Raw genomic sequence first — 20,327 nt, 5'->3', positions numbered from 1 at the left:
ATGAAGACCTCTTAGTCGTTCGGTGTGTGTGGTAACCACCAACCTAAGAGGTCTTCACCCTTTTACGATGTAACCAACGTCCTGGCCGAGTACAGCTAGGCTCCCGCCACACTTTAAGCAAAGAACGGCAGTGGCCGGAGGATTGAGATCCGCCGGCCACTGCCGTTCTTTGCTGCTGGTACCTACTGCTGCTGGAGGTTGGGGCTGCTGCCGTCCTCAGGCACTTCGTGCTTCTTCTTTTCCTTCTTGACCTTGTCCTTCTTGTCCTTCTTGCCGGGGTCGGTCTGCTCGTCATCCGGCACGGCCACGGCAACAGCCGGGGTGACCACTACCGAGACAAACGTCGGATCGGCGCCGCCGGAGTAGTTCACCCGGCCAATGTAGGAGCCCGGTTCCAGGCCCTTCCACTGGAGCGTCACTTCACCGGATTTGCCGTTGGCCAGCCGGAGCGGGTTGGGGCTCACGGTCGCGTTACCAACACTGGCGCCCAGTACTGCGGCATCCAGTGAGGCTTTGGTTGCCTGGTTGTTCGGGCTGCCATACAGGTTGGCGAACATGGTGTAGACGCCCGGCTTGGGGTTGGTCAAGGACACCGACTCGCTGGCAGAGGCCGTCTGGGAAGCGAACTGCTCACCATTAGGGCCGAAGACCAGGAGGTCAAAGTCCGCGTTCGGGTCGGAAGAGAACACCGACAGCTTGGCCAACTGCGCCCCTGCGGGCACCGTGACCTCCTTCATGGCGTTGCTGGCGTTGTTGGTCAAGGCCAGCTGACCGGGAACCAGTTCGACGGCGGTCGAATCGGCCTTGGACAGCCCGTCCACCGTCATGCTGATGGGTGCGTCCGTCCCGGATACCACAGGGATCTTGCCCTTGCCCGTGCCACCAATGGAGCTGAAGGCAGCGTCTGCCGGTGCTACGACCGACTGCGGGCGGACGGCCACCGGTGAGGCGACAGTCTTGCCGGCACCCTGCCAGACCACCGAGCCCATCGCGAACTTACCGGTAGCGGCTGAGGCGTTTTCAAACTTGACCTTGAAGGTCCGCTTCTCGCCAGCCGAGCTGAAGTTCAGGATGGACGGCGTCACGGTGACCTTCAGGCCTGGAACGTTGGCCTGGGCGCGGTACAGGCCCGGGGTCAACGCCGTCACCGTGCGGGTAACTTCGGTCTTGCCGGTCAGGGCGCCGAGGCCAAAGGAGGCCACGTTCATGTCCCGCGGAGCAACGCTGCGCACTCCCGGAATGCCCGTAGCCAGCCCGGACCCTTCAACGAAGTTCAGGTAGTCCATGTCGTTGGCATCGTAGACCAGGCCCGGATCAAGCACCTTGTCTACCGCTACCTGGCCCGCGCCGGTGGCGAAGACGTCCGTGTTCGTGCTGCCATCCTCGTTCTTGAGCGGAGTGGCAGTGGTCATCATGGCGGACTTGATGGTGGCCGGTGACCAGTTGGGGTTCTTGCCCAGGACCAGTGCGGCGAACCCGGCAACATGCGGGGACGCCATGGACGTACCGGAGAGCATGCCGAAGAGTGCTCCGCCTTCGGCGATGGGTGAGACGCCGGCCAGCACTGCTACGCCGGGAGCGGCAACGTCGGGCTTGAGCAGATCAGACCCGGTAGCCAGCAGCGGTCCTCGCGAGGAGAAGCCGGCAATCTGTGGCTGGGGTGCCTGCGGCAGCCCGGTGGTGTCCTTGTTGACCAAGGCAGCCGTGATGTTGGGGTTGGCCGCCAGCTTGTCCTTGATCTGCTGGGTTGCGGGCGGGTTTACGTGCACGGTAGGAACGGCGTGCTGGTCCACATCCTCGGAGGAGGAGGTGACGTTGACCAGGATCATGCCGACGCCACCGGCCCGCTTGACTTCGGTACTCTTGGCGACGCGATCCACCACGCCACGATCACAGACCACGATCTTGCCGGCTACCTTCGCCGGATCCAAGGTGTTGGGACCGCAGAGTTGCGGGTTGGCGGCACCTGCTGCGGCAGCGGTGGTGGCGAGCACCACGGGGCTGGCCGGAACGTTGTTTGCCATCAGGCTCGCACCGCGGAACTTGGTTCCGTCAGTGAACTCGACGGTGCCCTGCAGTTCGGTGGACCAGGAGCTTGCGGCCACCGTGGTGAGCCAGGGGGCGCCGTGGTTGACGGTGCTTGCCGTGGGGCCGGAGTTACCGGCTGATGCTGCCACGAAGATGCCAGCCGAGGTAGCGGAGAGGAAGGCCAGCGAGACAGGGTCGGTGGTGGTGGAGGTGCTGCCCGAGATCGAGTAGTTCAGCACGTCTACACCGTCCTCGATGGCGGCGTTGATGGCAGCTACTGACGCGGAGCTGTAGCAGCCGCCGGTAGCGGGATCATTGTCTTCCCAGCAGACCTTGTAGATGGAAAGTTTCGCGGCCGGGGCTACGCCACTTGTGACACCCATGTCGCGGTTGCCCAGGTTGGCGCGGACATCGGAGTTGCCGGCGGCGGTGCTGGCCGTGTGGGTGCCGTGGCTGCCCACGTCAACCGGAGAGAGGAGCTCCTCGGGTGCGCGGTCTTCCGGCGGAACCTGTGACTTGAAGCCGTCAGCGAAGTAGCGGGCACCAAGGACCTTGGAGTTGCAGGCGCTGCCATCGAACGCAGCCCCGGACTCCTCACCCTTCTGGCAGACGCCCTTGAACAAGCCGCCATCGGACTTCAGCATGGCGATGTTGCCATCCGTGTCACGGTATGGGACGCCAACCTTGGCCTCGCCGCGGAGTGGCTTGACCTCGTCGCCGGCAAAGAACGGGCTGGACGGCGTGTAACCGGAGTCGATCACACCCACCACAACGCCCTTGCCGGCATTCTTGACCCCGCCGAACGTGGACTTCCAGATGCCCTTCGCGCCGGGGAGCTGGAGGAAATCGGTGGTGGAGTAATCAGGGGCGTTTTCCGTGTCCGGCGCCACCATCAGGACCTTGGGGTCCTTGGCCAGGTTGACTGCCTGGTCCGCGGTGAGGTCTGCGGAGAAGCCGTTGATCGCGGTGGTGAAGGTGCGCTTGATCTGGACGCTTTCGTCCTGTGCCACTTTCTGCTGCTTGGTTTCCAGGTGTTCCTGGTACCGCTGCACCTCGGGGCGATCGGCGTCGAGCTTTTTGCCTGCCTCTGGTTTGGTGGCCTGGAGACCGTCAGTGCCGCCGTCGTACGTGGCTGCCGGCTTCTCGGTCAGCACAACGATGTACTTGCCGGCCTGATAGTCCTCGGGATTCACGGTCTTGGGTTGCACCACGGGAGCCTGGCCGGCTGCGGGGGCAGCCACCGCCGGCAGGGTGGCTACGGAGGTGAGGAGTAGGGGGATGCCGATGGAAAGCGCCGCTGCCCTCCGCACCCCGGCTCTGCTGAAGAAGTTTTTACCTGCTGATTTCACTGGGGGTCTGAACCTTTCCTAAGGAACGCACCCGGCGGTGCCGGGCAGACGACGAGGGCCCAGATGATGCGCAGCTTCTGGCTTGCAGACCGGGGCCAACCGTCCTCACACTACAGACTGAGAGCTGAATATGACATAGGTTGAATGAATGATTCATAGCTTGTCACGTGAATTAACACAGCGTTTACACAGCAAAGTGGCCTAGTCTGGTGCGCCCACCATCCGGCTTAGTTGGGTGTACGGACCCGCGCACTGATCTGTTGGCGGGTGGCTTCATCCACCGGCCCGGCAGTGTTGTTGTCCCGCGCAAAGCGGTCAGCCTTGACCCGCTGGAAGACCAGCCGCCCCAGGCCGGCAAACACGGCCAACGCCATCACGGGCAGGAGCAGGGACTTCGGGGTTTCGGCCATTCCCCCATCCTAATTTGGCGTTACGGCCAACTCCAGACCTTGCTGCGGGGAGCTCGCCCCGGCCGCGTCCGCATGAGCCCCGTCACTCGAACGCGCACAATGCCCTACGCGGGCGCCCGCCCGGTAGAATGGGGGAGCAAGCTCGCGGAGCGCCCGTCCACGAAGATCACACAAAGTGCCCCGGCACCCCTGGTACGGCGTAAGACGGCACCACTCCGCTGCGCCCTTACCCAAGCTCACGCACAGGAGTTGCCGGATGCCCCGGATCGTTGTTGACGTCATGCCCAAACCCGAGATTCTTGACCCGCAGGGGAAGGCCATCGTTGGCGCCCTCCCCCGGTTGGGCTTCACCAGCTTCAGCGCGGTCCGCCAGGGCAAGCGCTTCGAGCTCACCGTTGACGGTGAGGTGACCGAGGAGATCCTGGCCCAGGCACGCGAGGCGGCCGAAACGGTCCTCTCCAACCCGGTGATCGAGGACGTTGTCAACGTCGAGGTCGTCGAGGCCTGAGATGACTGAACTTCCCCTGATCGGCGAAGCGATCGCCGTCGCGGCGCTGCCTCGCCTTGCGGGCGCCCGGATCGGCGTCGTCACCTTCCCCGGCACCCTTGACGACCGCGACGCCGCCCGTGCGGTGCGGATGGCAGGTGGCACGGCGGTGCCGCTCTGGCACGCCGACACCAGCCTAGGCAACGTGGACGCCGTCGTCATCCCCGGCGGATTCTCCTACGGTGATTACCTCCGCGCCGGCGCCATCGCACGGTTCGCGCCGCTGATGTCCAAGATCATCGACGCCGCCAACAGCGACGCCAAGCTGCCCGTGTTGGGCATCTGCAACGGCTTCCAGATCCTCACCGAGTCGCACTTGCTGCCGGGCTCGATGATCAAGAACGATCACCTCAAGTTCCTGTGCCGCGACCAGGTGCTGCGCGTCGAAAACAGCAACACCGCCTGGACCCTGGATTACACCGACGGCCAGGAAATCACTGTGCCGTTGAAGAACCAGGACGGCCAGTACATCGCCGACGAAGCAACCCTTGATGCCCTGGAAGCTGAGGGCCGCGTGGTGTTCCGCTACGTGGGCTTCAACCCGAACGGTTCCCGGCGCGACATTGCCGGCATCTCCAACGCCGCCGGCAACGTGGTGGGCCTCATGCCACACCCGGAGCACGCAGTGGAAACCGGATTCGGTCCCGAGGCTGCGGACGGCAACGGCTCCGAAACCGACGGCTTGGGCTTCTTCACCTCCGTTTTGACCAAGATTGTGGGAGGCGACAAGTGAGCACCGAAACCACCAAGAAGTTCAACATCGACACCGTCGAGAACGCTGCCAAGACCCCGGACACCGACCTGCCCTGGGCCGAGCTCGGCTTGAAGCAGAACGAATTCGACGAGATCGTCAAGGTCCTGGGCCGCCGCCCCACCGGCGCGGAACTGGCCATGTACTCGGTCATGTGGAGCGAGCACTGCTCCTACAAGTCATCCAAGAACCACCTGCGCCAGTTTGGCGAGAAGGTGACTCCGGAGATGAAGAAGGACATGTTGGTGGGCATCGGCGAAAACGCCGGCGTGACCAACCTGGGGGACGGCTGGGCCGTGACCTTCAAGATCGAATCGCACAATTCGCCGTCGTTCGTGGAGCCCTACCAGGGGGCCGCAACCGGCATTGGCGGCATTGTCCGCGACATCATCTCCATGGGCGCCCGCCCGGTGGCCGTGATGGATCCGCTGCGTTTCGGCGCCATTGACCACCCGGACACCGCCCGCGTCATGCACGGCGCCGTGGCTGGCATTGGTGGCTACGGCAACTCGCTGGGCCTGCCCAACATTGGCGGCGAAATGGTGTTCGACTCCGTGTACCAGGGCAATCCGCTGGTGAACGCGCTGGCCGTGGGCGTCATGCGGCACGAAGACATCCGCCTCGCCAATGCCTCGGGCAAGGGCAACAAGGTGGTCCTGTTCGGTGCGCGTACCGGTGGCGACGGCATTGGCGGCGCCTCGGTGCTGGCCTCCGAATCCTTCGACGACACCAAACCGTCGAAGCGTCCCGCCGTGCAGGTGGGCGATCCGTTCGCCGAGAAGGTCCTCATTGAGTGCTGCCTCGAGCTGTTCAAGGGCTCGCTCGTGGACGGTATCCAAGACCTTGGCGCGGCAGGTATCTCCTGCGCCACGTCCGAGTTGGCATCGAACGGCGACGGCGGGATGGCCGTTGAGCTGACCTCTGTCCTGTTGCGCGATCCCACCCTGACACCGGGCGAAATCCTGATGTCGGAGTCGCAGGAGCGCATGATGGCAGTGGTCACGCCCGAGAACGTTGCTGCTTTCGAGGCCGTCATGGACAAGTGGGCTGTGGAGTACGCGTGGCTGGGCGAGGTGACAGACAGCGGCCGCCTCATCATCACCTGGGAGGGCGAGGTCATTGTCGACGTCGATCCCCGCACCGTGGCGCACGACGGCCCGGTCTACGACCGCCCGTTTGCCCGGCCTGAGTGGCAGGATGCACTGCAGGCCGATTCCTTCACCGGATCCGTGCAGGACGCCGGCCGGCCGGAATCCGCCAGCCAACTCGCGGCAGCCGTCACCGAACTGGTGGCGTCACCCAACATGTGCTCGAAGGCCTGGATCACCAACCAGTACGACCGTTACGTGGGCGGCAACACCGCCATGGCGTTCCCTGACGATGCCGGCGTGGTCCGCGTTGACGAGGAATCCGGCCTGGGTGTTGCCCTGGCCACCGACGCCAACGGCCGCTACACCTACCTCGATCCGTACCACGGCGCGCAGCTGGCCCTGGCCGAGGCCTACCGGAACGTTGCCACCTCCGGCGCCGTCCCCATGGCTGTCAGCGACTGCCTGAACTTCGGCTCCCCCGAGGATCCGGACGTCATGTGGCAGCTCGCGGAAGCCATCCGTGGCCTGTCGGACGCCTGCATGGTGCTGGGTATCCCGGTCACCGGCGGCAACGTCTCGCTGTACAACCAGACGGGCACCACGCCCATCCACCCCTCCCCCGTGGTGGCGGTCCTGGGCAAGCTCGACGACGTTGCCCGCCGCACGCCGTCGGGCTGGCGGGAAGATGGCCAGGCCATCTACCTCCTGGGCACCACAGCTGCCGAACTGGACGGCTCCGAATGGGCCAACCTGCGTGGGCACCTGGGCGGCCTGCCGCCCAAGGTGGACCTCGACGTCGAACGCGCCCTGGGCGAGATCCTGATCAACGCCTCCCGCGATGGCATGGTGGATTCCGCGCACGATCTCTCCGAAGGTGGCCTCGCGGCTGCCTTGGTGGAATCGTCCCTGCGCTACGGCGTGGGTGCACGCATCGCCCTGCAGGACGTCCTGGATCGCGACGGCGTGGACTTGTTCACTGCCCTCTTCGCCGAGACGCAGGGCCGCGCCGTGGTGGGCGTCCCCCGCTCGGAGGAAGTCCGCTTCACGGACATGTGCACCGCCCGCGGCTTCGCGCACACCCGGATTGGTGTGGTGGACGCTGACAGCGGCACCCTCGCCATCAACGGCGTGGACGAGATGCCCCTGGACGCCCTCCGCGAGGCCCACGAAGGGACCCTGCCGAAGTACTTCGGCTAAGTCTTCAACGTTTGCCCCGTAACCTCTCTGCCTGATTCGGCTGGGAGATTACGGGGCAAATGTCGTTTAACGGGCGGCCGCAGATTGGATCCGACGCTCAGTTGAGGACCCGGATCGGGGCTCCCTCAAGTAAGGCCTGGATGTCTTCCACGGCTTGCTCAAAGTAGCCGCGGTAGTTCCGGTCCGTGACGTAGCCAAGGTGCGGTGTAGCCAGCACGTTGGGCAGGTCGCGGAACGGTGAATCGTGCGGGAGCGGTTCGGCGTCGAAGACGTCCAGACCGGCGCCAGCAATGCGCCGTTCGGCAAGGGCGCTCACGAGTGCCGCCTGGTCCACCAGCCCAGCCCGGGAGGTGTTGATCAGATAGGAGCTCGGTTTCATCAGCGCCAGCTCGCGCTCTCCCACCAGGTCCCTGGTCCGCTCTCCCAGGACCAGGTGCAGCGACACGATGTCGGCTTCGGCCAACAACTCATCTTTGGATGCTGCCAACCGGACTCCTGCAGCCGCGGCCCTTTCGGCAGTCAGGTTTGCGCTCCAAGCAACAACATCCATGCCGAACGCCATGCCCACTTGCGCGATTTGCGAACCGATCTTGCCAAGTCCCAGAAGGCCAAGCGTTGCTCCGTGCAAGTCCATGCCCACGGTCTGCTGCCACCGCCCATTGCTGCGAAACGCCGTGGTCTCCACCGTCAGGTGGCGGGCCAGCCCCAGGATCAGCGCCCACGTCAGCTCGGCGGGAGGCTGGGAATTGCTGGCCGTTCCGCAGACGGTCACGCCCAGGGCACGCGCTGCCACAAGGTCGATTGCGGCATTTCGCATGCCACTGGTGATCAGCAGTTTCAGGTTAGGCAGGCGTTTCAACAGGGACGCTGGGAAGGGTGTCCGTTCGCGCATGATCACCAGCACGTCAAAGCCGGCCAGACGGGCAGCAACGGCGTCTTCGTCGTCGAGGTGATCGGTAAAAACGCTGAGCTCGACCTGGTCGGCAACGTAGTCCCACCCGCCGAATCTGCGCGAAGCTTCCTGGTAATCATCAATAACCGCGCACTTCAGCGTCATGGTGGTACCTTCCTGGTTTGATCCAACTCCATTGTCCCCAGTTCATCCGAACCCCACACTGGAGTCCACGGTCTTAAGCTGAACGTGTCAGCGACATTTGGGCAACAGCCGTCCATCAGGAGTGAACCATGCCACGTAGGAATATCAGCATCACCGTCCCTGACCTGTCCGGGAAGCGGGCGGTGGTCACCGGTGCGAGTGACGGGATGGGCCTAGGGATCGCGTCACGCCTGGCCGCAGCTGGCGCCGAGGTCCTCATGCCCGTCCGCAACCGCGTCAAAGGCGAGCGGGCGATCGCCAGGATCAAGGAAACCGTCCCCACTGCCGATGTTGGGCTCCGCGACCTGGACCTGTCCTCGTTGGCCTCGGTCGAAGCCCTGGGACGGGACCTGCGGGACGACGGCAAACCGATCCACATCCTCATCAACAATGCCGGAGTCATGACACCACCGGACCGGCAGGAAACAAGTGATGGATTGGAACTTCAGTTCGGCTCCAACTATCTGGGGCACTTCGCCCTCGTGGCGCACCTGCTGCCACTGCTCCGCGACGGTAAGGCACGGGTGACCTCGCAGATCAGCGTCGCCGCAAACCGTGGAAGCATCAATTGGGACGACCTTAACTGGGAGAAGTCATATAACGGTATGGCCGCCTACAGCCAGTCCAAGATAGCCTTTGGACTGTTTGCCCTTGAGTTGGATCGCCGCAGCCAGGCCAACAAGTGGGGCCTCAGCAGCAATCTCGCCCACCCCGGTGTCGCTCCCACCAACCTGCTGGCTGCCCGGCCCGAACTGGGTCGCAGCCACGACACGCTCGGACGCAAACTCGTCCATGCCCTCTCAAATCGCGGCATTTTGATGGGAACAGTCGAGACCGCGGGGCTGCCAGCCCTGATGGCCGCAACGTCCCCTGAAGCCAAGGCCGGCGCGCTTTACGGGCCCAGCGGGCCCGGTCACCTCGGCGGACAGCCCGCCGAGCAAGCTCTCTACTCCCGGCTCCGCAGCACCGAGGAGGCCGCGCGGCTGTGGAGTGTCTCCGAGCAACTCACCAACATCGCCTTCCCCTAGACATAGCCCCCCGAGGGGCAATCAGGAAACGTTGGCCAATGGCGCGGGTGGCCAAGCAAGGACCCGGTCAACGTGCAGCACCGGTGGGGGCTGGTGCGCCACCAGGACAACGCACCGCGTATCGCTCCAGGCGTGCAGTTCGGCGGCGAGAACCGCTTCGGAGGCCTGGTCCAGCCCATTGAACGGCTCATCCAGGACGACTGTACTGAAGGAGCCCACGGTGCATTGGATGATCCAGAGCCGCCGGCGGTTTCCGGTGGACAGGGTCTCTGCCGCGTGGTCCAACCACTCGCCCAGGCCGTACGACTCCGCCCGGTCGAGTGCCTCCTGCGGATCAGCCCCGCACCATCGGCTGGCGAAGATCAGGTGATCCCTGACGCTCATCATGGGGTACAGCGCCGGTTCGGTCCGGCAGATCCGTCGATGCAGGTGCGCCTGCGCTGAGGAAGCAGCCAGTCCGGACACGAGGGCGCTGCCCGCAGCGGGCAACAGATAGCCGCTGAGTACCTCAACCAAGGTGGACTTGCCGGAGCCGTTGGGACCGGCAACATGGACGATCCCGGGCTCAGACAAGGCAAGGTCCACGCCCCGCAGCACCGGCTTGTCCGGGACATAGCCAGCGTCCAGGGCCTGCAGCTCTACAAAGTGATCAGGTTTCGACGAACGCACCACAGCGCTCCTCCCACTAGGGCCGCAGCAGTGAGCGGCAGCAAAACAACGGAAAAGGCGGGAACCAGCAGGGTCCAGATCGCCGGGAGGGTAGCCAGGACGAGGCTGGTGAGGGCCGTGGCCACCGACTCCCCTGCCCCACCATCCACGGTCCGGGGCGGCGGGAAAATGTGCTCCGCGAGGATGGATCCGGCGCACGCCCCTGCCGCGATGATGACCGGGACGGCAGCCAGCGGCCACCCCAGCAGGACTCCCACCAGTACCGATGCCAGCGCACCCACCATCAAGGCAGGGCCAAACAGGCTTGCCGCGTGCACGGCGGTGGCGATCCGCACAGGGGCCCCGAGTTCGACGGCGGCCCGCAGGGCAGGCCCCACCACGCGTCGGCTCAGATCCCCCAACGTCAGCTCGGCAACGGCGATACCGAGCACGACGGCGGCCAGCGCCACCGTAGGTAACGCTGCGGATTGCAGCGGTGCGAGGACGCCGTCGAGCCCTGCACGCTCCCAGGCGCCGCTCAGGCGAAGGGCCAGCAGGGCACCAATCACGGCGCACAGCACCCAGCCGGTCCGGTTTTCAGCCAGCTTCCGCCAGCTCGCCAGGCGTTGGCGGCGGAGCGTGCGCAGCCAAAACCACGCCAGGGTCCCGGCGAGCACCCCGGTGACCGGTCTGCTGCCACCGCGCATGCCAGCCCCCACGGCTGCCAACACGAACGAACGGCGGCGCAAAACCTTGGCGGCCGGTAAACCAAGCCCCGCAAGGATGAGCACAGCAACGGTAAGGGCCACAACGGCAGCCAGTCCGTGCTCCTGGCCAGGAACCTCGTGGCTTGGGGCGGCGAGGACGGGCTCGACCCCCACATTGAACGTCGGCAGGATCCCAGCGACCAACCAACCCACAGTCCCGCCGGCGAGCAGAGCGAAAAGCACTCCCCAGCCAAAGCTCAATCCAGCAGCAGGGTTCCGGCTGGCGAGCCACAGGCTTGCCAGGATGGCGGCCGCAAACCAGAGCAGCGGTTGCAGCAGCATCCCCGCTCCCGCAATGAGGATCCATGGTCCGGCTGGTCCAGTCGAAAGCAGGCCCGCCAGGAACCCGCTGCTGGCCAGCAGCCAGAAACCCATGGCCAGTCCCAGCCGGGGAACCACGTAGACGGTGTGAACCAGGAGCGCCGGGATGTCCAGTGAGCGGAAGAACGAAATGTTGGGATGCCCCGACACGCTGGTGCGATACTTCCCCATAATCTCGGACCAGAGCAGTCCGGCCCCGGAAGTGAAGATGAGCACGCTGGCGAGCGGAACCAGCAACGCTGGCGCCGGAGCCTGTGTTGAGACGAGCGCAAAAAGGCGTGCAAACCCGAAAGCAGCCGCCGGGATCAGCACCACCATCGCTGCTACGGCCAGGAACAGCACGCGCTTGAGATTGCTGAGCCGCCAGGCCAAACCGAGGGCATTGGCCAGTTCAGCGCATCGCAAGTCAGCCAGCAACGCGAGCCGAACCCTGGTTCGGCCACGCAAGGGGGCAACTGCGTCCACAATGCCGGCCCCCGTAACCGCGCTAGCCACTGTGTGCGTCATGAGAATCGGCTGGGGGCGCCCCGCGCACCGGTCTTCTTGTCGCCCATAGCGTGGAAAAGCACCACCACGGTGCCGGCGAAAGCCAATATCATCCCCACCAGGCACAGAATCCGGACGGGAAATACGTCGAACCTGGGGTCAAGGAACACAGCCAAGGTCAGCAGCGGGACCACCAGGAAGATGACACTCCGGATCCGGGTGGGATCTGACAACCTGCCAGCAAGTCCCAACAGCGGAATCGCCAGTGCACCGATTCCCAGCACCATGGCCAAAACCGACGAAAAACCGCCCAGTTCGGACCGGGCCAAGAGGCTGTCATCGGCAAGGAAGGCGGCCAGCATGCCAGCTCCACAGAGGGCGATGACGGCGAGCAATACGCGCACGTGGTTGGTTTTGAGTGTCATGGTTCCTGTCCTCGATGAGTCTCTGGTGTCAGATGCGGGTCAACCGCGAAAAGCAGTTACGGGTCAGACGATCGCGACGGCGGCGCCCAAGGCAACTGCGCCCAGTCCGGCAAGGATTGCACGGGCCCGGCCAGCGTCCCGGAGGGACCGACGATACAGGACCAGCACGCCGAGGCAGCAGGCAATGACGGGAGCCGCCTTCAGCGCCGAGGACGGCATGCCGCCGCTGGCCATGGACCAGAGCTGGACGGGCACGACGGCGGCAATGATGACCGCCGTGAAGAGCCCAAGCCGGAGGTTCCTGCCAAATCGCAGCTCACCGGGGAACAGCTTGCGTTCCAGGATGGCGGCGAAACCCAGGTACATGGCCAGGACAATGCCGAAGGCGATAGTCCCCAGCAGCAACGCCACCGACACGGACAGGCGGACGAGTTCGGGTTCCATGTCAGCGGGCGCAGTCTGCGGAATCTGTTGCGCCAGCATGGCCTCGGTCTGTGGAATGCGCAGCAGGATCAGCCCCATGCCACCGAGGAAAACAGCCCAACGGATGATGGCTGAGGTGGCACTCGGGCGGGTCTGACGTGCTTCGACGGGTGGGGCAAGTGGTAAGGCGGCCATGGTTACCTTCCGGAGGTAGAGATGACGAATGTTTCAATACCGGCACCAAGCACAATCAGCACCGCACCAGCTGCAAACAGCACCAGTGCGCCGGTCAACGAGGCCGCGTAGGTGCCGATCACGGTGGCCTGCGAGCGCTTCCTGCGGAGGCCGGCGAGTACCGGGTAGATCCCCGCCGCCGCAGCCATCAGGCAGCCGACGAATTCGAAGGGTATGTACCAGGCCACGGCGCCCAGGAGAGCCGGGGCGCCCGCCACCGTTACCCCCACTTGCGCGGTGGCGCCGACGTAGAGGCCGATCATGGGCAACGTGATCAAGGTGATCACGCCGCCGGTGAGGACTCCGGCGAACAGCAGGCACGCGGCACCGAAGTTTCGGGCCAGGATCGAGCCGAAGTCCCAGCCGAGGCTCGGCGCGTCGCTGGCGGCAGCGGAGCCGAGGAAGGAGAAGTTTTGGAAGCCGATGATCAGCCCCGCCGCGAAGAGCGCACCGCTGAGCGCCAGCGAACCTGCAAATATGGGCATGTCCACCCGCGGCAGCACGATGTTTCTTCGGACGGAGCTGATCATCATCATCGCTGCGGCCTAGGCTACTGCTACTGCTTTGCCCTTGCGGAGGATGTACCACCGGATGGTGGCCACCAGGGCGCTGCCCACGCCGAAGCCGAACGCCGCGCCAACCAGCGTCAATGCCAGTCCACCGACCTGTACGGCATTGACGATCTGGCTGGCCGCCGCCGTCGAGATTCCCAGCGAGCCTGCAACCCATGCCAGGGCCACACCGCCCACTACCAAACCGAGGGCTGCGATGCCGGCCGCGATGGCCACCGTTGTTGCCCGCTGTACCTTACTTTTCATGATGTCCCCTTTTGAGTAACGCTTGTCCCTGCACCGAGCATGTCCTGCCGGTGATGCAAGCCTAGGAAGGGGACGGTGCGCAGCGCGTCGGCCAAAAGTCCACACTATGGCGCCGCGAGGGGCTACTTTCGGCTACGTCCGTTCGCCAGAGGGCCGGGAGCAGCAGCGAATCAGAGCGTCAGTAAGCCCAGCCGGACGCCGTTGACCACAAGTTTCACGCGGTTATCAACCCCGAATTTGGCCATCAGCCGGCCCACGTGCGCTTTGACCGTCGCCTCGGTCACGAACAGCTCGGCCGCGATCTCCTGGTTGGACATGCCTTGGCCCAGGCACGCCAGGACCTCCCGTTCGCGCGGCGTCAGCGGCTCCGGCAGCTCCTTCGCGTCCGCACTGCGGTCCGGTTGGGTCACCGCGAGTTGCACCAGGGCACGCGAAACCTGCGGGCTCACCGGCATGCTGCCCTCGAAGGCCTGCACGACGGCGGCGGCTACTTCGTGCGGCCGGGAATCCTTCACGATAAACCCCTGGACGCCCGCGCGGAACGCCGGTAACAGGTATTCCTCGGTGGCGAACGTGGTGACCGCGACGATCGCCGGCACATGCTGGGCAGCAGCGATCCGCCGGGTGGCCTCCACGCCGTCCATGACCGGGAGCTGCATATCCATCAGGACGACGTCGGGTTGCAGCTCGGCGGTCATTCGCACAGCCGCTGCGCCGTCCTCCGCGATGCCCACGCAGCGCATCCCGTGGCCAGCATCGACAAACATCGCCAACGCCTGGCTCATCAGTGCCTGGTCCTCCACCACAAGGACCTGGATGTCCCGCCCGCTTTGTTCGTCCACTCCTCGACTATAGGCGACCCGGAATGGAGACTTTCGTAGCTGTTCAGATGAGTAGCGGCAGAAAATACTGGGCAGGACAGCTTTTTTATCCATTGATTGGGGAAACCACGTGAAGCATTTCCGTTCAGCAGCCTCTGCCGTCTGCATTGCCGCACTCCTGGCGGCGGCTCCAGTTGCGGCTGTTGCCGCACCGCCAACAGCGTCAGCGCCGGTGCTTGGCGCCGCGGTGGCCAAGGGCGGCCAGACTGCTTCGCCGAACGGCATGTTCGATGAGATCAATCGCATCCGCTGCCTGCTGTTGCGCCTCTGCTGACCGATCGCCGCTCGGGATGGGGCGGAGCTGTTCGGTACGGTTGCTTCATGCAGCCCACACGTCAGCGCCTCCGGAAGCCTGCCAGCCCGTTGCCCGCCGCTTTCCAGGGGACGTTTGCTACCCGCCCGCTTCCTATTGCGTGGCGGGTAGCAGTTGCGGTGTTGTCGCTGTGGTCGTTACTGACGGACCTTCCAGCCGCTGTGGCTGGGGCCGCCAATGCGGCGACGGCGGTGGCATACCTGCCGGTGATCGGCCTGGTTCTGCTCACGCTGGGGCCGCTGCTGGCCACCGTCCGCTGCTGGCAAGGTGCCGCCATCACCCTGGCGGGGGCTTGTTTCGAACTGGCCGTCCCGGCGTCGCCCGCCCTTTTCTTCCTGGCCCTCACCGTCCTGGTGTCCGCTTTCGCGGGCAGTCGGCGGGTCAGCACTGCGATCCTGGTGGCGGTGCTCGCCTGGCTGACGATCAATGCTGCCCTCATTCCACAGGACTACCTGATCATCAATGTGGTCCTGGCAGTGGCAGTGGCACTGTTATTCGGAATCTGCCGTGCCGGTGTGCGGTCCAGGGAGCAACTGGCGGATTCAACGGCAGCCAACATACGCGCCAAACTGGATCATGCCGAGCTGCTGGCTGCCAGCCGTCGGCAGATGACCCGGGATCTCCACGATGTGATTGCCCACGATGTCACCATCATCGCGCTACAGGCGGACGCAGCCCTGTCCACACCCGATCCGGGGCGGCAGCGGCAAAGCCTCGAGGCAATCTCCGAGGCAGCACACACTGCGTTGGCTGACCTCCGCTCCATGATGCGGGTCCTGTCACCGCCGACGGCACAGCCCGCAGAACCCGTCGCGGCATCGCTGGCCACCTCAGCCGACAACATCGCAGGCCACCTGCGACGGCTGGGCTATCCCGTCACGCTTGCCGTGACCGGCGACCTGGACGCGCTTCCGGCCAACATCCAGCTGGGCATGCTCCCGGTCCTGCGAGAATGCGGAACCAATGTGATCGTCCATGCCGCCCCCGGTTCCACAGTGGACATCCGAATCACGGCCGGGCCCGAGGCTCTCGAACTCCGCATCGCGAACGGCGCCCAGGCCACCGGCCACGCGTCCAGGATCCCCAACAGTGGATTCGGGCTCGGCTTCATGCACGAGCGGGTGGAACGGCTGGGCGGCACCCTGGCTGCGGAAACCAGCGGAACACAATGGGTGGTCGCCGCGGTGGTGCCTTTCGACGCCGCCCGGGCGCTGCCCAGCTGAGTCCTCAGATGGTGAGTTCGCCCATGGTGTCCCAGCCCTCGCCGTCGACCTCGCGGCTGATGATGCGCGGCGTCTCCACCAGCGCCGGGCGCATGTCGATCATGGCTTGCTTGAAATGCTCGCTGTTGACGTGATCGCCGGCAGCGCCGTCCTTGAAGGCTTCCACCAGGACGAACTCGTTGGCGTCCGCAACGCTCCGGGACCAGTCAAACCAGAGGTTTCCGGGCTCTTGCCGGGTCGCCTGCGTGAAACTGTCCACCAAGTCGAGCCAGCGTTCGGACCAGTCGGGCTTGACCTTGAATTTGACCACAATGAAAATCACAGCGAATGTCCTTCCGTTGAAAGCGAGAGTGCCCCTTCAATGTACCGGGCAGTAACGTGCCGCTGGGCGGCGGCCGTCACCGGTGCGCCGGCCGTGTAGAACCAATTCGCCGGCCTGCTGAAGGCCCTGATCTGCAGTGTCACGGCGCCGGTGTCCGCGAGGACCACCTCGAAGGACTCCTCGCCGCTGGCTGGATGTCCGGGGAGGGTTCCGTAGCCAAACCCTGCCCGCCCCGGCTGGTCCGTGGGCTGCCGGACCCAGACCACCTCGCAGGGCGCGTTAAGACGGAAGGGCCCGACGCCGAATCCGCTCACCACGCGCGCGCCGGGAATCGCCACGGGCGAATCCGCCTGGACCCGGAGGCCTGCCCTGCGCTGCAACTCCCACCCCAGAATGCCCGCCGCTACCCGCTGGTACAGCTCCGCCCCGTTGCCCAACTCCACTACTGATAGAACGTGGTTGAAACCTGCTGGCGCCACACCATGCTCGGTGCCACCCACGCCGGGGTAGTTGAGTCGGCCGGCCGGCGGCGGAGCATCAGCCTTCACCGCGCACCACCCTCGCCCATCCCAGCTGCTCCTGCTGCTTGCGGCTCAGCGTGGCCACCACCAGATCGTACGAGTCCTCCACCATGTCCTGGACCATGGCGTCGGCCAAGTCACCGTCGAGCCGCACGCCGTTCCAATGCGTCTTGTTCATATGCCAGGCCCCGGTAATCTCGGGGTTCGCTGCCCGCAACTGTTCAGCCAACGCCGGCTCGCATTTGAGGCTGACAGTCAGCTCCGGCGCGTCCAGTGCCGCCATGGCGAAGAGCTTGGCCTCATGCCGGGCACCGCCAGCCACCTGGGCCTTGACCTTAAAGACGGAGGTCTCGGGGCCAAACGGAAAGTCCTCGAAAGCACCGGGGAATGACAAGCACAGTGTGCGAAGCGTGGCCGCGTCCATGAAGTCAGGCTACGGCTATCTGGCGCCCGGGGCATCTCCGATGCTGTTCAGGCCGACTGGTCGGGTGCCATTGACCTCAAAATCGCCCACCATTTTGGCCTCGAACACTGCGGGATTATGGATATGGTGCGGGCGTGAGAGTTCGCAGCCCACCAACGGGAACACGAAGTTCTCCATCGGTCCTGGCGGTAGCACCGTCCTCGAAGGAGGGGGTTGCTGCGGCGTCACGGAGCCAGGTCTCTCAGCCGCTCAAGATGGTTACAACGACGAATCTGGCATAGACCGAACGCGAAAAGAAAAGCCGAAAGTAACCTGCCGTAAGACGGCGAAACCTGGCTAAATGAAACCCGTCCATGGCGTAACGTACGGTGCTAATCTGCAAATATGTCCCCAGATCAAGCCACCATTCCCGTCCTCGACATGAGTACCGCGCGCGAGCCCAATGGCGGGTTCAGCCCGGAATTCATCGACAGGCTGCGCGACGCCGCGCACAACGTTGGCTTCTTCCAGATCACCGGGTACGGCGCTACGCCCACCCAGGCTGATGACATGCTCGCCATGCTCAAGCGGCTCTTCAACCTGCCCCTCGAGGAGCGGATGAAGCTGGACAACCGGCTTTCGCCACACTTCCGCGGCTACACCCGAATGGGCACCGAGGTCACCCAGGGCAAGGCTGACGCCCGCGAGCAAATCGACTACTCCCCCGAGCGTGAGCCGGTCAAGGACTACCCCGCCGACCAGCCATACTGGCTGCTCCAGGGCCACAACCTGTGGCCGGATGAGGCCCTGCCGGAGCTCGAACCCATGGCCATGGCGTGGGCGCAGTTGATGTCAGATGTTGGCATGGAACTGCTCCGCGGCATCGCCGTTTCGCTGGACCTGCCGGAAAACCACTTCGACGAACCATTCGGTGACCAGCCCGCCTGGATGGGCAAACTCGTACACTACGTGGGCGGCGTGGTAGCCGCAGCAGGCGACCAAGGCGTGGGTTCCCATGCCGACTATGGCTTTGTGACGCTGCTCCTGCAGGACGAGGTGGGCGGGCTTGAGGTGCTGCCGCCCGGCACCACCGAGTGGGCAACGGTGGAGCCTATCCCGGGTGCGCTGGTGGTCAACCTTGGCGAAATGCTTGAGGTGGCAACGGAAGGCTTCCTGGCTGCCACCATCCACCGCGTCAAGGCTCCGCCGGCTGGCGTGGACCGCTACTCGGTGCCGTTCTTCTGGTCACCACGCCTCGACGCAGTCATCGAACCCGTACCGCTCTCCCCCGAGCTCAAGGCACAAGCCCGCGGCCTCTCTGATGACCCCAGCAACCCTATGCTGGCCTCGTTCGGCCTGAACATGCTCAAGGGCCGGATGCGTGCACACCCGGACGTGACCGAGCGACACTACCCGGAACTTATCGCCAGCTAGAGGTTGAACCGTCCGGCCTGCTGCGCGGGGCAGGTATTCATCACCACGTCGAGGCCTGCTGCGGCGGCACGCGCCGCGGCGGCTTCGTCGATCACGCCCAGCTGCAGCCAGACGGCTTTGGCGCCAATGGCGATCGCCTGATCCACCACCGCACCCACCTTCTGGGAATTCACAAAGCAGTCCACGACGTCGATGGGCTGCTTCGCTGCCGGAATCTCGGCCAGGCTGCTGTACCCCACTTCGCCGTGCACAGCGTCACCGGGCAGGTTCACCGGGACGATCTCCATGCCCAACCTGTCGCGGATGAGCAACGAAACATCGTACGCTGCCCGCCATTCATTGGTGGTCAGGCCCACAATCGCCCAGCGGCCTTTGGTTCGCATCAGGCGCTCAATGACTGCAGGATCGTTCGTGTGGCTCATGAAGCAAGCCTACGTCGATATGCCACGATGGGAACCGTCGAATATTTGACTGATTTTCGGCACTCATCAGCGATATGAACGAACATTACGCAGGTCTTCGCAAAATTTGGATTGTCAGCTTCGCCTCGGGTCTAGTTGGTAGTGACCATCCCGAGCGGCCGAGAGACCTGGATCGATGAAGCCGCAGCAACCCTGGTCGAGTGGTGTTCCCAACGCCATTCGATAACAAGGACCTGGCCCTGGGTATCCGGAACTGACCACTCTGGACAACGCGGCCTGACTCCGTAGGGTGCTACTGCCAGGACCGATGGAGTGATCCTGATGAGTGCAACCTTAACGTCCCAGTCAGCTGCCCCGCTCTCCGTGAGCGCCCCGGCCTTGCCGGTGTCCTTCCGCGGCCTGCGCCGAACCTTCGGAGCGGGTGCAACCGCCCACACGGTCCTCCGCGATGTCACCTTCGAGGTGGCTGCCGGCGAAGTCTTGGCCATCCTTGGCCCGTCAGGATGCGGCAAGTCAACGTTGCTCAGGGCTGCCGCCGGGCTGGACTCCCCCAGCGCGGGCGCCGTGGTGATCGCCGATTCTCCTGTCCAAGGCATCGATCCTCGTTGTGCCTTCGCCTTCCAGGAACCGCGGCTGCTGCCGTGGAAGACGCTGCAGGGGAACGTCGCGATCGGCCTTCCGGCGGGCACTGACAGCAAGACCGGTGCCGCCCAGGTGGCGCGCCTGCTGGAGCTTGTCGGCCTGGACGCCTTCGCCGGCCACCGCCCGCGTGAAGTCTCCGGCGGCATGGCCCAGCGTGCCTCGCTGGCCCGCGCCCTGGCCAGGAACCCCAGCGTCTTGCTGCTCGACGAACCGTTCGGTGCCCTCGATGCCCTCACCCGGATCAAGATGCAGGACCTGCTGCTGGACATCCACCGGGCCGAACCCACCACCGTGCTCCTGGTGACCCACGACGTCGACGAGGCCCTTCAACTCGCGGACCGGATCATCGTCCTCGGAGCGGTCGACGACGGCAACCCCGGCGCGAGCATCATCCGCACCGTCGAAGTTCCAGGCCGCCGTCCGCGCAACCGCGGCTCGGCCGAACTCGCGGCCCTCCGCGCGTCCCTCCTCGCCAGCCTCGGCGTCGACGGCCATTAGCCTCGCCGCGCCAATATCCGGGCGCCGGCCTTCTTGCACCACCCCAACA

At 64.9% G+C, this 20,327-nt stretch carries 23 protein-coding genes and 1 riboswitch; of the genes, 8 read left to right on the top strand and 15 right to left on the bottom strand.

Features of this window, described 5'->3' with window-relative positions; genetic code table 11:
* Positions 1–182: 182 nt before the first annotated feature.
* Positions 183–3,377 (bottom strand): S8 family serine peptidase, encoded by a 3,195-nt coding sequence (locus PSET11_RS02430; RefSeq protein WP_238988984.1) that lies wholly within the window; start codon positions 3,375–3,377, stop codon positions 183–185.
* 227 nt (positions 3,378–3,604) lie between these two features.
* Positions 3,605–3,787: a hypothetical protein gene (locus PSET11_RS02425; protein WP_124090381.1), complete on the bottom strand. Its 183-nt coding sequence runs from the start codon at positions 3,785–3,787 to the stop codon at positions 3,605–3,607.
* Between the two features lie 256 nt (positions 3,788–4,043).
* On the opposite strand from PSET11_RS02425, the gene purS reads away from it, so the two are divergent.
* Genes purS through purL form a run of 3 tightly spaced genes read left to right on the top strand, consistent with a single transcriptional unit; the run spans position 4,044 to position 7,373 of the window.
* A complete protein-coding gene (gene purS, locus PSET11_RS02420) occupies positions 4,044–4,295 on the top strand; it encodes a phosphoribosylformylglycinamidine synthase subunit PurS (RefSeq protein ID WP_124090379.1) in 252 nt (83 codons plus the stop codon).
* A gap of 1 nt (position 4,296) precedes the next feature.
* Entirely contained in the window at positions 4,297–5,067 is a 771-nt protein-coding gene (gene purQ, locus PSET11_RS02415; protein ID WP_124090377.1) for a phosphoribosylformylglycinamidine synthase subunit PurQ, read from the top strand.
* Complete coding sequence (gene purL / locus PSET11_RS02410) at positions 5,064–7,373, top strand: phosphoribosylformylglycinamidine synthase subunit PurL (protein ID WP_124090374.1); 2,310 nt, start codon at positions 5,064–5,066, stop codon at positions 7,371–7,373. The genes purQ and purL overlap by 4 nt, the downstream gene beginning before the upstream one ends.
* A 97-nt stretch (positions 7,374–7,470) precedes the next feature.
* Here purL and PSET11_RS02405 read toward each other — a convergent pair whose 3' ends face one another.
* On the bottom strand, positions 7,471–8,430 hold the full coding sequence (locus PSET11_RS02405; RefSeq protein ID WP_124090372.1) for a D-2-hydroxyacid dehydrogenase family protein: 960 nt from the start codon (positions 8,428–8,430) through the stop codon (positions 7,471–7,473).
* A 128-nt stretch (positions 8,431–8,558) separates the two neighbouring features.
* Between PSET11_RS02405 and PSET11_RS02400 the strand changes: the two genes are divergently transcribed.
* Positions 8,559–9,497: an SDR family oxidoreductase gene (locus PSET11_RS02400; RefSeq protein WP_124090371.1), complete on the top strand. Its 939-nt coding sequence runs from the start codon at positions 8,559–8,561 to the stop codon at positions 9,495–9,497.
* A 21-nt stretch (positions 9,498–9,518) separates the two neighbouring features.
* On the opposite strand, the gene PSET11_RS16605 is transcribed toward PSET11_RS02400, so the two are convergent.
* From PSET11_RS16605 to PSET11_RS02370, 7 genes are all read right to left on the bottom strand, one after another.
* Positions 9,519–10,166 carry an ABC transporter ATP-binding protein gene (locus PSET11_RS16605; protein ID WP_160118953.1) on the bottom strand — a complete coding sequence of 216 codons (648 nt, stop codon included), beginning with the start codon at positions 10,164–10,166 and terminating at the stop codon, positions 9,519–9,521.
* Complete coding sequence (locus tag PSET11_RS16600; protein ID WP_160118952.1) at positions 10,136–11,740, bottom strand: hypothetical protein; 1,605 nt, start codon at positions 11,738–11,740, stop codon at positions 10,136–10,138. Before PSET11_RS16600 ends, PSET11_RS16605 begins: the two co-directional genes overlap by 31 nt.
* Positions 11,737–12,144, bottom strand: a complete 408-nt coding sequence (locus PSET11_RS02390; protein ID WP_124090367.1) for a hypothetical protein — start codon at positions 12,142–12,144, stop codon at positions 11,737–11,739. Before PSET11_RS02390 ends, PSET11_RS16600 begins: the two co-directional genes overlap by 4 nt.
* A gap of 63 nt (positions 12,145–12,207) precedes the next feature.
* Complete coding sequence (locus PSET11_RS02385) at positions 12,208–12,762, bottom strand: hypothetical protein (protein ID WP_124090365.1); 555 nt, start codon at positions 12,760–12,762, stop codon at positions 12,208–12,210.
* A gap of 2 nt (positions 12,763–12,764) precedes the next feature.
* Positions 12,765–13,337 carry a hypothetical protein gene (locus PSET11_RS02380; RefSeq protein ID WP_124090363.1) on the bottom strand — a complete coding sequence of 191 codons (573 nt, stop codon included), beginning with the start codon at positions 13,335–13,337 and terminating at the stop codon, positions 12,765–12,767.
* A gap of 9 nt (positions 13,338–13,346) precedes the next feature.
* Complete coding sequence (locus PSET11_RS02375; protein ID WP_203415873.1) at positions 13,347–13,619, bottom strand: uberolysin/carnocyclin family circular bacteriocin; 273 nt, start codon at positions 13,617–13,619, stop codon at positions 13,347–13,349.
* Between the two features lie 170 nt (positions 13,620–13,789).
* On the bottom strand, positions 13,790–14,461 hold the full coding sequence (locus PSET11_RS02370; protein ID WP_160118951.1) for a response regulator transcription factor: 672 nt from the start codon (positions 14,459–14,461) through the stop codon (positions 13,790–13,792).
* Positions 14,462–14,570: 109 nt separating this feature from the next.
* On the opposite strand from PSET11_RS02370, the gene PSET11_RS16595 reads away from it, so the two are divergent.
* Positions 14,571–14,774 (top strand): hypothetical protein, encoded by a 204-nt coding sequence (locus tag PSET11_RS16595; RefSeq protein ID WP_160118950.1) that lies wholly within the window; start codon positions 14,571–14,573, stop codon positions 14,772–14,774.
* A 47-nt stretch (positions 14,775–14,821) separates the two neighbouring features.
* Positions 14,822–16,036 (top strand): sensor histidine kinase, encoded by a 1,215-nt coding sequence (locus tag PSET11_RS02365; protein WP_124090359.1) that lies wholly within the window; start codon positions 14,822–14,824, stop codon positions 16,034–16,036.
* Positions 16,037–16,040: 4 nt separating this feature from the next.
* Here the strand turns inward: PSET11_RS02365 and PSET11_RS02360 are convergent, their stop codons facing one another.
* From PSET11_RS02360 to PSET11_RS16720, 4 genes are all read right to left on the bottom strand, one after another.
* Positions 16,041–16,358: a putative quinol monooxygenase gene (locus tag PSET11_RS02360; protein ID WP_124090357.1), complete on the bottom strand. Its 318-nt coding sequence runs from the start codon at positions 16,356–16,358 to the stop codon at positions 16,041–16,043.
* On the bottom strand, positions 16,355–16,906 hold the full coding sequence (locus tag PSET11_RS02355; RefSeq protein ID WP_124090355.1) for a DUF1990 domain-containing protein: 552 nt from the start codon (positions 16,904–16,906) through the stop codon (positions 16,355–16,357). Before PSET11_RS02355 ends, PSET11_RS02360 begins: the two co-directional genes overlap by 4 nt.
* Positions 16,896–17,303, bottom strand: coding sequence for an MmcQ/YjbR family DNA-binding protein (locus tag PSET11_RS02350; protein ID WP_124090353.1), 408 nt, complete (start codon positions 17,301–17,303; stop codon positions 16,896–16,898). The genes PSET11_RS02355 and PSET11_RS02350 overlap by 11 nt, the downstream gene beginning before the upstream one ends.
* Positions 17,304–17,318: 15 nt before the next feature.
* Complete coding sequence (locus PSET11_RS16720; RefSeq protein ID WP_203415872.1) at positions 17,319–17,480, bottom strand: hypothetical protein; 162 nt, start codon at positions 17,478–17,480, stop codon at positions 17,319–17,321.
* Positions 17,474–17,564: riboswitch (SAM riboswitch) on the bottom strand. It overlaps the preceding gene by 7 nt.
* 123 nt (positions 17,565–17,687) lie before the next feature.
* On the opposite strand from PSET11_RS16720, the gene PSET11_RS02345 reads away from it, so the two are divergent.
* A complete protein-coding gene (locus tag PSET11_RS02345; RefSeq protein ID WP_124090351.1) occupies positions 17,688–18,716 on the top strand; it encodes an isopenicillin N synthase family dioxygenase in 1,029 nt (342 codons plus the stop codon).
* Here PSET11_RS02345 and PSET11_RS02340 read toward each other — a convergent pair.
* Complete coding sequence (locus PSET11_RS02340) at positions 18,713–19,138, bottom strand: CoA-binding protein (protein WP_124090350.1); 426 nt, start codon at positions 19,136–19,138, stop codon at positions 18,713–18,715. The genes PSET11_RS02345 and PSET11_RS02340 overlap by 4 nt on opposite strands.
* A 321-nt stretch (positions 19,139–19,459) precedes the next feature.
* Here PSET11_RS02340 and PSET11_RS02335 point away from each other — a divergent pair, with 321 nt between their 5' ends.
* Positions 19,460–20,278 (top strand): ABC transporter ATP-binding protein, encoded by an 819-nt coding sequence (locus PSET11_RS02335; RefSeq protein WP_124090348.1) that lies wholly within the window; start codon positions 19,460–19,462, stop codon positions 20,276–20,278.
* Positions 20,279–20,327 lie beyond the last annotated feature (49 nt).

Source organism: Arthrobacter ulcerisalmonis (genome assembly GCF_900609065.1).
Classification (GTDB): Bacteria; Actinomycetota; Actinomycetes; order Actinomycetales; family Micrococcaceae; genus Arthrobacter; species Arthrobacter ulcerisalmonis.
This window is presented reverse-complemented; position numbering and strand designations above follow the sequence as displayed.

Coding starts and splice junctions, on each gene's coding strand:
- PSET11_RS02380 (WP_124090363.1), bottom strand. CDS start 13,337: ATGATGATGATCAGCTCCGTCCGAAGAAACATCGTGCTGCCGCGGGTG.
- PSET11_RS02365 (WP_124090359.1), top strand. CDS start 14,822: ATGCAGCCCACACGTCAGCGCCTCCGGAAGCCTGCCAGCCCGTTGCCC.
- PSET11_RS02345 (WP_124090351.1), top strand. CDS start 17,688: ATGTCCCCAGATCAAGCCACCATTCCCGTCCTCGACATGAGTACCGCG.
- purQ (WP_124090377.1), top strand. CDS start 4,297: ATGACTGAACTTCCCCTGATCGGCGAAGCGATCGCCGTCGCGGCGCTG.
- PSET11_RS02390 (WP_124090367.1), bottom strand. CDS start 12,144: ATGACACTCAAAACCAACCACGTGCGCGTATTGCTCGCCGTCATCGCC.
- PSET11_RS02335 (WP_124090348.1), top strand. CDS start 19,460: ATGAGTGCAACCTTAACGTCCCAGTCAGCTGCCCCGCTCTCCGTGAGC.
- PSET11_RS02385 (WP_124090365.1), bottom strand. CDS start 12,762: ATGGCCGCCTTACCACTTGCCCCACCCGTCGAAGCACGTCAGACCCGC.
- PSET11_RS02340 (WP_124090350.1), bottom strand. CDS start 19,138: ATGAGCCACACGAACGATCCTGCAGTCATTGAGCGCCTGATGCGAACC.
- PSET11_RS16600 (WP_160118952.1), bottom strand. CDS start 11,740: ATGACGCACACAGTGGCTAGCGCGGTTACGGGGGCCGGCATTGTGGAC.
- purS (WP_124090379.1), top strand. CDS start 4,044: ATGCCCCGGATCGTTGTTGACGTCATGCCCAAACCCGAGATTCTTGAC.
- PSET11_RS02350 (WP_124090353.1), bottom strand. CDS start 17,303: ATGGACGCGGCCACGCTTCGCACACTGTGCTTGTCATTCCCCGGTGCT.
- PSET11_RS02375 (WP_203415873.1), bottom strand. CDS start 13,619: ATGAAAAGTAAGGTACAGCGGGCAACAACGGTGGCCATCGCGGCCGGC.
- PSET11_RS02405 (WP_124090372.1), bottom strand. CDS start 8,430: ATGACGCTGAAGTGCGCGGTTATTGATGATTACCAGGAAGCTTCGCGC.
- PSET11_RS02425 (WP_124090381.1), bottom strand. CDS start 3,787: ATGGCCGAAACCCCGAAGTCCCTGCTCCTGCCCGTGATGGCGTTGGCC.
- PSET11_RS16720 (WP_203415872.1), bottom strand. CDS start 17,480: ATGGAGAACTTCGTGTTCCCGTTGGTGGGCTGCGAACTCTCACGCCCG.
- PSET11_RS02400 (WP_124090371.1), top strand. CDS start 8,559: ATGCCACGTAGGAATATCAGCATCACCGTCCCTGACCTGTCCGGGAAG.